Origin of the sequence: Halomonas sabkhae (assembly GCF_030409265.1) — a bacterium.
In the GTDB taxonomy this organism is placed as follows: Bacteria; Pseudomonadota; Gammaproteobacteria; order Pseudomonadales; family Halomonadaceae; genus Halomonas; species Halomonas halmophila.
In genome coordinates this window covers 1-10,012 of sequence record NZ_JAUFPM010000003.1, presented here as the reverse complement: position 1 = coordinate 10,012, position 10,012 = coordinate 1, and the positions used below count along the sequence as shown (strand labels likewise).

11 protein-coding genes and 1 pseudogene are annotated in these 10,012 nt (G+C 65.0%); 11 read left to right on the top strand and 1 reads right to left on the bottom strand.

Going from position 1 to position 10,012, the window contains the following annotated elements:
• From hslU to tatC, 9 genes and pseudogenes are all read left to right on the top strand, one after another.
• Positions 1-298, top strand: a pseudogene (gene hslU / locus QWY79_RS01815) (HslU--HslV peptidase ATPase subunit); the annotation flags it as partial.
• Between the two features lie 63 nt (positions 299-361).
• Complete coding sequence (locus tag QWY79_RS01810) at positions 362-748, top strand: gamma-butyrobetaine hydroxylase family protein (protein ID WP_290269325.1); 387 nt, start codon at positions 362-364, stop codon at positions 746-748.
• 114 nt (positions 749-862) lie between these two features.
• Positions 863-1,615, top strand: coding sequence for a bifunctional demethylmenaquinone methyltransferase/2-methoxy-6-polyprenyl-1,4-benzoquinol methylase UbiE (gene ubiE / locus QWY79_RS01805; protein WP_290269323.1), 753 nt, complete (start codon positions 863-865; stop codon positions 1,613-1,615).
• A gap of 7 nt (positions 1,616-1,622) precedes the next feature.
• Positions 1,623-2,258, top strand: coding sequence for a ubiquinone biosynthesis accessory factor UbiJ (locus QWY79_RS01800; protein ID WP_290269321.1), 636 nt, complete (start codon positions 1,623-1,625; stop codon positions 2,256-2,258).
• Positions 2,255-3,877 carry a ubiquinone biosynthesis regulatory protein kinase UbiB gene (ubiB, locus tag QWY79_RS01795; protein ID WP_290269318.1) on the top strand — a complete coding sequence of 541 codons (1,623 nt, stop codon included), beginning with the start codon at positions 2,255-2,257 and terminating at the stop codon, positions 3,875-3,877. The genes QWY79_RS01800 and ubiB overlap by 4 nt, the downstream gene beginning before the upstream one ends.
• Positions 3,878-3,901: 24 nt before the next feature.
• Positions 3,902-4,231 (top strand): phosphoribosyl-ATP diphosphatase, encoded by a 330-nt coding sequence (locus QWY79_RS01790; protein WP_290269316.1) that lies wholly within the window; start codon positions 3,902-3,904, stop codon positions 4,229-4,231.
• Between the two features lie 75 nt (positions 4,232-4,306).
• The gene (gene tatA / locus QWY79_RS01785; protein ID WP_290269314.1) at positions 4,307-4,570 is read left to right on the top strand and encodes a Sec-independent protein translocase subunit TatA; all 264 of its coding nucleotides are present in this window, start codon (positions 4,307-4,309) and stop codon (positions 4,568-4,570) included.
• A gap of 6 nt (positions 4,571-4,576) precedes the next feature.
• Entirely contained in the window at positions 4,577-4,930 is a 354-nt protein-coding gene (tatB, locus tag QWY79_RS01780) for a Sec-independent protein translocase protein TatB (protein WP_353960353.1), read from the top strand.
• The gene (gene tatC / locus QWY79_RS01775; protein ID WP_290269312.1) at positions 4,927-5,667 is read left to right on the top strand and encodes a twin-arginine translocase subunit TatC; all 741 of its coding nucleotides are present in this window, start codon (positions 4,927-4,929) and stop codon (positions 5,665-5,667) included. The genes tatB and tatC overlap by 4 nt, the downstream gene beginning before the upstream one ends.
• Before the next feature lie 147 nt (positions 5,668-5,814).
• Here tatC and elbB read toward each other — a convergent pair whose 3' ends face one another.
• The gene (elbB, locus tag QWY79_RS01770; protein ID WP_290269311.1) at positions 5,815-6,477 is read right to left on the bottom strand and encodes an isoprenoid biosynthesis glyoxalase ElbB; all 663 of its coding nucleotides are present in this window, start codon (positions 6,475-6,477) and stop codon (positions 5,815-5,817) included.
• 249 nt (positions 6,478-6,726) lie between these two features.
• Between elbB and hemB the strand changes: the two genes are divergently transcribed.
• Both hemB and ppk1 read left to right on the top strand, forming a co-directional pair.
• The gene (gene hemB, locus QWY79_RS01765; protein ID WP_494337335.1) at positions 6,727-7,710 is read left to right on the top strand and encodes a porphobilinogen synthase; all 984 of its coding nucleotides are present in this window, start codon (positions 6,727-6,729) and stop codon (positions 7,708-7,710) included.
• Positions 7,711-7,757: 47 nt separating this feature from the next.
• A complete protein-coding gene (gene ppk1, locus QWY79_RS01760) occupies positions 7,758-9,950 on the top strand; it encodes a polyphosphate kinase 1 (RefSeq protein ID WP_290269306.1) in 2,193 nt (730 codons plus the stop codon).
• Positions 9,951-10,012: the final 62 nt, after the last annotated feature.

Genomic DNA, 10,012 nt, shown 5'->3' with positions numbered 1-10,012 from the left:
CACCGAGCCCTCCGCGGCCCTGACGCGTCAGTACGAGGCCCTGCTCAGGACCGAAGGGCTGGACGTGACCTTCACCGAAGACGGCATCGAGCGCATCGCCGAGATCGCCTTCAAGGTCAACGAAGGTACCGAGAACATCGGCGCCCGCCGGCTGCACACGGTCATGGAACGCCTGCTCGAGGAAGCCTCGTTCAAGGGCTCCGACATGGGCGACAGCCTGACCATCGACGCCGCCTACGTCGACTCCCAGCTCGGCGAACTCGCCGTCGACGAAGACCTGTCGCGGTATATTCTCTAAGACGCGAGTCGCGAGTTACGAGCCGCGAGTAGCTCGTAGCTCGTAGCTCGTCAGGAGGTTCAGATGAAGGCTCCGATTCCGATCCAGGTGCATTACCACAAACAGGCGCGCGAGCTGGAGTTGATCTACGAGGACGAGGTCAGCTTCCGCTTGTCGGTGGAGTACCTGCGCGTCTTCTCGCCCTCCGCCGAGGTGCGGGGGCACGGCGGCCCCGAGTCGGCGACGCTGCAGGTCGGCAAGAAGCATGTCGGCCTGACCAACATCTCCCAGGTCGGGCGTTATGCCATCAAGCTGCACTTCGATGACGGCCATGACAGCGGCATCTACAGCTGGGAATATCTGTATGATCTCATCCAGCGCCGCGAGAGCTACTGGAACGGTTATCTCAAGCAGCTGGAACAGGCAGGCGCATCCCGCGAGCCCCAGGGTATCGAGATCCGCCAGTTGTAACGGGCCGCGTCTGCGTCAAGACAAGAGCGGTCGCGGGGCGCTACAATGGCCTGCCCGTGGGCGAGCCCACGGGTATCGCGTTTTTTCAGTGCAGCTGACTCGGGAGCCCCGCGCATGACCAGCGACAAGCACACCACGCACTTCGGCTACCAGGAAGTCCCGGTCACCGAGAAGGCTTCCCGCGTGGCGGATGTCTTTGACTCGGTCGCCTCGCGCTACGATGTCATGAACGACCTGATGTCATTCGGCATTCATCGTGTCTGGAAGCGGCTGACCATCGAGCGCGCCGCGGTGCGTCCGGGCCACAGCGTGCTCGACATCGCCGGTGGTACCGGTGATCTGACCTTCAGGTTCTCGCGCCTGGTCGGCCCGCGGGGCCGGGTGGTGCTGGCCGACATCAACGAGTCCATGCTGCGGGTCGGCCGTGACAAGCTGCTGGATCGCGGCGTCGGCGGCAACGTCGAGTATGTCCAGGCCAACGCCGAGACCCTGCCCTTCCCCGACAACAGCTTCGACTGCATTACCATCGCCTTCGGCCTGCGCAACGTCACCGATCAGAATGCCGCCCTGCGTTCCATGACCCGTGTGCTCAAGCCCGGTGGCCGCCTGCTGGTGCTGGAGTTCTCCAAGCCCCGGAGTGCCGTGCTCAATCGCGCCTATGACGAGTACTCCTTTCGCCTGCTGCCGCGCATGGGCGAGTTCGTCGCCGGTGACGCCGACAGCTACCGCTACCTGGCCGAGTCGATTCGCATGCACCCCGACCAGCAGACCCTCAAGGGCATGATGGAAAACGCCGGTCTCGAGCGGGTCGAGTACACCAATCTGACCGGCGGCATCGTCGCCCTGCACCGCGGCATCAAGCTGTGAGGACGAGATGACATCGACCCTCTTGCTGGCCGGCCTGGAACGCACCCTCAACGCCCTGCTCGCCCGGGACCCCGCGGCCCCGGCACGGCTGGCGCGCCTGAGCGGGCAGCGCGTCCTGCTGCGCCTGGAGTCTCCTGCCCTGGCGATCAGCCTGCACTTCCATGATCAGGGCATCGACCTGATGCGCCCCGCTGACGCCGAAGAAGGAGACTTCGACGCCACGGTGGAGCTCGATGCCGAAACCCTCGGCGAACTCCTGGGCGGCGCCGACATCGAGCGCCTGATGTTTCAGGGCAAGCTGGCGGTGCGCGGCCGCGTACACTTGCTGGAAGAGATGCGCGACCTCCTCGTGGATCTCGACCTGGACTGGGAAGGCGAAATGGCGCACTGGCTCGGCGACGTGCCGGCCCACAGCCTGGCCGAGGGCCTGCGCCATGTCGGCCGCTGGGGACTGCGCACCCAGCGCGAGCTGCGCGCGGATGTCGCCGAATACGTCTTCGAGGAAGCACGATTGCTGCCGGGCCAGCACCAGTTCGAGGCCATGCGCGACCACCTGACCGAACTTGAGCTGGCCACCGACCGTCTCGAAGCCCGCCTGACCCGCCTGCGCCGCCGCCTGCTGGCGACGGAGGCCAGCGCATGATCCGGCGCCTGATGCGCATCGTCTGGGTGATCAGCCGCTACCGGCTGGACACCCTGGTGCCCATGGAACGCCTGCCCTGGTGGCTGCGCGGGATCTTCATGCTGTCGCCGCTGCGACTGATCGCCATCGGCCCCCGGCGCCGCGGCGAGCGCCTGCGACTGGCCCTGGAAACCCTGGGCCCCATCTACATCAAGTTCGGCCAGGTGCTGTCGACCCGTCGCGACCTGCTGCCGCCGGACATCGCCGACGAGCTCAAGCGCCTGCAGGATCAGGTGCCGCCCTTCCCGGGCGATCAGGCCAGGGCACTCGTCGAGGCAGAGCTCGACATGTCCATCGAGGACGCCTTCGCGCGCTTCGCCGAAAGCCCTCTGGCCTCGGCCTCCATCGCCCAGGTGCACGCCGCCACCCTGCACGGCGGCGAGGATGTGGTGGTCAAGATCATCCGCCCCGGCATCGAGGCCGTCATGCGTCAGGACATGGCGTTGCTGTACCGCCTCGCCGGCATCCTGGCCCATGTCCCGGAAGCCCGTCGGCTGCGCCCCGTGGAGGTGGTGCGCGACTATGAATCGACGCTCTTCGATGAGCTCGACCTGACCAAGGAAGCCGCCAACACCTCGCAGCTGCGGCGCAATTTCCAGCACTCACCGCTGCTCTATGTCCCCGCCACCTACTGGGATCTGACGCGTCACCGCGTCATGGTCCAGGAACGCATCCATGGTGTACCGGTGGCCGATACCGACACTCTCGCGGCGCAGGGCACCGACCTCAAGAAGCTCGCCGAACGCGGGGTGGAGATCTTCTTCACCCAGGTCTTTCGTGACAACTTCTTCCATGCCGACATGCATCCGGGCAATATCTTCGTGTCCCGCGAGGCCCCCGCGGACCCGCAGTACATCGCCATCGACTGCGGCATCGTCGGCAGCTTGACCCGCGAGGATCAGGACTACCTGGCGCGCAACCTGCTGGCCTTCTTCCATCAGGACTATTACGAAGTGGCCGCCCTGCACATCGAATCCGGCTGGGTCGGCGAGGATACCCGCGCCAACGAATTCGCCGCCGCGGTGCGCACCGTCTGCGAGCCGATCCTCGAGAAGCCGCTCAAGGACATCTCCTTCGGCCAGGTGCTGCTGGGTCTCTTCCAGACCGCGCGACGCTTCAACATGGAAGTCCAGCCCCAGCTGGTGCTGCTGCAGAAGACCCTGCTCAACATCGAGGGCCTGGGCCGCCAGCTCTACCCCGACCTGGACCTGTGGGCCACGGCCAAGCCCTTCCTGGAGCAGTGGATGCGCGAACGCGCCGGCGCCCGCGGCTTCTGGGAATCCCTCAAGCGCCAGGCGCCCGAACTGTCCCGACAGCTGCCGGAACTGCCGGTGCTGGCCCATCAGGCGCTGGTGCGCGCCGAGCATGGCCACCATCAGCAACGCCGCCAGTCCGAGGCCATAGGCCGCATTCAGCGGCGTCTGGATGTCCGCGCGCAACGCCAGCGGCGCCTGCGCCTGGGCGGGCTCCTGGTGATCGGCGCCCTGGCCTGGCAGCCCCTGCTCGCATGGGCCAGCGAACAGCCCTGGCCGGTGCTCGGCGCCGCCCTGCTGGGCGGGCTGCTGCTGACCTGGAACTGACCCTCTGCAATGGAACCGTAACCCATGAGCGATACCCTGGAACGCCTCCACGACGTACTCGAGCAGCGCCGTCAAGCCAACCCGGATGACTCCTATGTCGCGGCCTTGCATCACAAGGGCTTGAACAAGATACTCGAAAAGGTCGGTGAAGAAGCGACCGAAACACTGCTGGCCGCCAAGGACGCCGAGCACGGGGGAGAGTCGCAACGCCAGGCATTGATCGCCGAAACCGCCGACCTGTGGTTTCATAGTCTGGTCATGCTCTCGCACCTGGACCTGGATCATCACCAGGTGCTCGACGAGCTGGCCCGTCGCTTCGGCATCTCCGGGCACGACGAAAAGGCTGCGCGATAGACTCCCTGTGGAACTGTCACCAGCGTCTCGCACCATCGCTTCGCGGGCAGCGGAGCCAAACCTGAGGAAGCTCCCATGTTAGGTGGTATCAGTATCTGGCAACTGCTGATCGTACTCGGCATCATCATCCTGATCTTCGGCACCAAGAAGCTGCGCAACGTCGGCGGCGACCTGGGCGGTGCCCTCAAGGGCTTCAAGAAGGCCATGCATGACGAGGACAAGGACCAGGACGCCGACAACAAGGACGACCCACAGGCGCGCATGAGCCACGACGAGGAAGGGAACACCTACGACGCCAGGGCCGAGCGCAAGGCAGAAGAACGGGAAGAGCGCAAGTAAGCCGCCATGTTCGACATCGGCTTCCTCGAACTCCTCATCCTCGGCGTCGTCGGCCTGCTGGTACTCGGCCCCGAGCGTCTGCCCCGGGCCGCCCGCACCGCCGGGCTGTGGATCGGTCGCATCAAGCGCACCGTTGCCGACATGCAGCGCGAGATCAACTCCCAGCTCGAGACCGAAGAGCTGCGCCGCCAGCTCGACGAGCAGCAGAAAAAGCTCGACGAGGGCGTGAACAGCGTCAAGCGTGATGTCGAAGGCATGGCCGACACGGGCCGCTCCGACGCCGAGCGCACCGAGCCGGACACCTCGGCATCGGCCGACACCACCTCCGCTGCCGATGACAAGGACGCCCCCTCGCGATGAGTCAACAGGAGCACAAGCACGCCCCGCTGATCGAACACCTGGTCGAGCTGCGTTCGCGGCTGATGCGGGCCGTGGTGGTCATTCTGGTCATCTTCCTCGGGCTCTATGCCTTCGCCAACGATATCTACACCTTCGTCGCCGACCCGCTGATGGCCCTGCTGCCGGAAGGCTCGCAGATGATCGCCACCGAGGTGGCATCGCCCTTTCTCGCTCCCTTCAAGCTGACCCTGATGGTGGCCTTCCTGATCGCGGTGCCCTTCGTGCTGCATCAGGCCTGGGCCTTCATCGCCCCGGGGCTCTACGCCAACGAGAAACACCTGGCGCTGCCCCTGCTGGCTTCCAGCATCGTGCTGTTCTATGCCGGCATCGCCTTTGCCTACTATGTGGTCTTTCCGCTGCTGTTCCAGTTCTTCACCCAGACCGGACCGGCCCAGGTGGCGGTGATGACCGACATCCAGCAGTACCTGAACTTCGTGCTCAAGCTGTTCTTCGCCTTCGGGGTCGCCTTCGAGATCCCCGTGGCCACCTTCCTGCTGATTCTCTCCGGCGCCACCACGGTCCAGAGCCTGGCCAGCAAGCGGCCCTACATCATCCTCGGCTGTTTCATCATCGGCATGCTGCTGACCCCGCCCGACGTCGTCTCGCAGAGCCTGCTCGCCGTGCCTATGTACCTGCTCTACGAAGTCGGCCTGCTGCTCGGCCGACTCGTCAAGCGGAAGCGGGAAGATGGGGAGTAAAAGAGGGAAGAGGGAAGAGGGAAGAGGGAAGAGGGAAGAGGGAAGAGCAAGCTAGCGCCAGGGGTTGGAACGTCAAGGGGGTCCTTCCCTCTTAAAGGCGCGAAGCGCCGTTCTTCCCTCTTATAGCGGCGTAGCCGCTCTTCCAGCTTACAGATCCATCATCTCGTCGATGCGGTCGACGAGCTTGAAGATGCCGGTGGCGGCTTCGCCGATGCGCGTCGCCAGCATGTAGGCGGGTGTGGTGACCACCCGGTTCTCGAAGTCCACCACGATATCCTCGACGCCACAGCTGCGGTGCAGGCCGCCCATGGCGCTGATGGCGCCGGCGACACTGGGGTCATGGCCGACGGTCACGGCGATCCCCGGACCCAGCAGGCGCGGCACCATGACCGGTGCGATACACATCAGGCCGATGGGCTTGCGGTCGGCGTGGAAGTCCGCCAGGGCTTCACTCAGGCCCTGCTGAATGACCAGATCGGAGCCTTCCGCGGCAAAGGTCGAGAGGTTCTTGGCGGCGCCGAAGCCGCCCGGCAGGATCACGGCATCGAAATCATCGGCTTCCAGTTCCGCCAGCGGCGCAATATCGCCCCGCGCCAGACGCGCCGACTCCACCAGCACATTGCGACGTTCCCCGGGTTGCGCCTCGCCGGTGCGATGGTCGATCACATCATGCTGGTCGATGTCCGGGGCAAAGCAACGATAACCGATCCCCAGCTGGTCCAGGCGCAGCAGCGTCAGTGTCGACTCATAGATTTCCGAGCCATCCTGAACCCCGCACCCCGACAGAATCACCGCTACTTGCTTGCTCATGCTCGTCTCCTTGAAGGCGTCTTCCCACCGGCTTCTTCCGCGCGCGGGTCGATCCAAATGAAACCTTCACTGTAGAGAGTCGCATGGGGTGCGACAAGGCGCATCTGTCAGGGTCCTGCCACATTGATATACTGACGGCACTGTCATCACGACGTCATCTTCTGCCGCCATCATCAACAGGCGGCCAGGGTTCACCGCTGGAGGATCATCTTGAGTCTCACGACGACACGCCAGTTTCCCGCTACCCGCATGCGCCGCATGCGCCGTGACGACTTCTCGCGCCGCATGATGCGCGAGAACGGCCTGACCGCCGCCGACCTGATCTGGCCGGTGTTCGTGCGCGAGGGTGAGGGGCAGCGCGAAGCCGTTCCGTCCATGCCGGGCGTCGAGCGCCTGTCACTGGATCTGCTGATCGAGGAGGCGCGTGACGCTCGCGACCTGGGCATCCCCGTCATGGCCGTTTTCCCGGTGGTCGAACCGACGCTCAAGAGCGAGCTGGCCGAGGAATCCTACAGCGCCACGGGGCTGATGCAGCGCAGCGTGCGGGCACTGAAAAACGCCGTGCCGGAGCTCGGCATCATGACCGACGTGGCCCTGGACCCCTACACCAGTCACGGTCAGGACGGCATTCTCGACGGCCAGGGCCATGTGCTCAACGACCGCACCGTGGAGACACTGCTCAAGCAGGCCCTGTCGCACGCCGAGGCCGGCGCCGACATCATCGCGCCCTCCGACATGATGGACGGGCGCATCGGCACCATCCGTCAGGTTCTCGAGCAGGAACGGCTGCACGACACGCGCATCATGGCCTACAGCGCCAAGTACGCCTCGGCGTATTATGGCCCCTTCCGTGATGCCGTGGGGTCGGCCAGCAACCTCGGCAAGGCCGACAAGTCCAGCTACCAGATGGACCCGGCCAACCTCGACGAGGCCCTGCACGAGGTCGCCCTGGACCTCAGCGAGGGTGCCGATATGGTGATGGTCAAGCCCGGCATGCCCTACCTCGACGTGGTGCGCCGGGTGAAGGACGAGTTCCGCGTGCCGACCTTCGCCTACCAGGTCAGCGGCGAGTACGCCATGCACATGGCCGCCTTCGAACACCAATGGCTGGATGCCGACGCCGTCATGCTGGAGTCCCTGATGTGCTTCAAGCGCGCCGGCGCCGATGGAATCCTGACCTATTTTGCCAAACGAGCGGCGCGACTGCTGAGCAGCGCGCCTGACGATACCTGAAAAGCGGCGAACGTCACCCCGTCAGCCGACAACAGCAGGGAATCCCCATGGACGAATCGCGTAACGACGAGATCAAGCCGGGGCAGGACTCGGTCCTGGGTGCCGAACCGCCGGCACTGCGGCTCAACCAGACGCGGACCGGCATCAAGCCCAAGGCGATGCCGGACCCGGAGGCCGACCTCACCGACCCCAACCTGTATTTCAATCGCGAGCTGTCCCATCTGCAGTTCAACGTGCGGGTGCTCGAACAGGCGCTGGACGAGGCGCATCCGTTGCTCAACCGCCTGATGTTCCTGCTGATCTTTTCGTCCAACATGGACGAGTTCTTCGAGATCCGGGTGGCCGGGCTGAAGAACCAGCTGGCCCTGGGCGACGAAACCACCGGCGCCGACGGCCGCCCGCCGCGCTCGGTGCTCAACGAGATTTCCCACATTGCGCATGAACAGGTCCAGCGCCAGTACCGCGTGCTCAATGAACACCTGATTCCGCAACTCGAGCAGCAGGGCCTGCGCTTCCGCCGGCGCAGCGACTGGACCAAGGCCCAGCGCGACTGGGTCGCCAACTACTTTGCCACCGAGATCATGCCGGTCATCAGCCCGATCGGCCTCGATCCTTCGCACCCCTTCCCGCGGCTGGTCAACAAGAGCCTCAACTTCATCGTCGAGCTGGAGGGCAAGGATGCCTTCGGCCGCGAGGGCGGCATGGCGATCCTGCCGGCCCCGCGCTCACTGCCGCGGGTGATCGCCCTGCCCGACGAGCTGTGCGAGAAGGGCTTCACCGAGTACGTCTTCCTGTCGTCGATGATCCATGCCCATGCCGAGGAGGTCTTCCCCGGCATGTCGGTGCGCGGCTGTTACCAGTTCCGCCTGACGCGCAACGCCGACCTGTCGGTCGACCCCGATGATGTCTCCGACCTGGCCTCGGCGTTGCGCGGCGAACTGCTCTCCCGCCGCTATGGCAGTGGCGTGCGGCTGGAGGTCGCGGACAACTGTCCGGAAGGGCTGGTCGACTTCCTGATCAAGCAGTTCCAGCTGGAGGAATCGGACCTCTACCGGGTCAGCGGTCCGGTGAATCTGACCCGCATGATGTCGGTGCTCGGCGATGTCGACCGCCCCGAACTGCTGTACCGCAGCTTCACTCCGGGCAACACCAAGGCACTGAACAAGCGCGACAGCGTACTGCAGGCCATGGCCGATGGCGACATCCTCTTGCATCATCCCTTCCAGTCCTTCAATCCGGTGGAAGAACTGCTGCGCGAGGCCGCTCGCGACCCGGACGTGCTGGCCATCAAGCAGACGCTGTATCGCACCGGCGCCGACTCGCCCATCGTCAATGCCCTGGTGGAGGCCGCCGGCAACGGCAAGGAAGTCACCGTGGTCATCGAGCTGCGGGCGCGCTTCGATGAAGCCGACAACCTGGCCCTGGCCTCGCGCCTGCAGGAGGCCGGCGCCATCGTGATCTACGGTGTGATGGCCTACAAGACGCACGCCAAGATGATGCACATCGTGCGCCGCGAACGTGGCGAGCTGCGGCACTACGCCCACCTGGGCACCGGCAACTACCACTCCAAGACCGCCAAGCTGTATACCGACTACAGCCTGCTGACCGCCAATCCGGTGCTGTGTGCCGACGTGCACAAGGTCTTCCAGCAGCTTTCCGGCATGGGGCGGGCACGCCACATCGAGAAACTGCTGCATGCGCCCTTCACCCTGCACGACCGCCTGGTGGAGATGATCGATCGCGAGGCCGCCTTCGCGCGCAAGGGCAAGCGCGCCCACCTGATCATCAAGTGCAACTCGCTCACCGAGCCCAAGCTGATCCAGGCCCTCTACCGGGCCTCCCAGGCCGGGGTGGAGTGCGACCTGATCATCCGCGGCATGTGCTGCCTGCGCCCCGGCCTGCCGGGCATTTCCGAGTCCATTCGGGTGCGCTCGATCATCGGCCGCTTCCTCGAGCACACCCGGGTCTTCCACTTCCACAATGATGGCAAGCCGGAAACCTGGTGCTCCAGCGCCGACTTCATGGCACGCAACATGTTCCACCGCGTGGAGACCTGCTTCCCGCTACTCGACAAGAAGCTGGCGGCCCGGGTGCGCAAGGACCTGGAAACCTACCTGGTGGACAACTGCCAGAGCTGGCTGCTCCAGGGCGACGGCACCTACGTCAAGCAGACCCCGGGCGACGCCGCCCCGATCAGCGCCCAGGAAACCCTGCTCTACGCCTACGCTGCGCGGGCCTAGGAAGAAGGAAGAAGGAAGAAGGAAGAAGTGGTGTGACCCCGAAAAAGTAGACACCTTGTCTC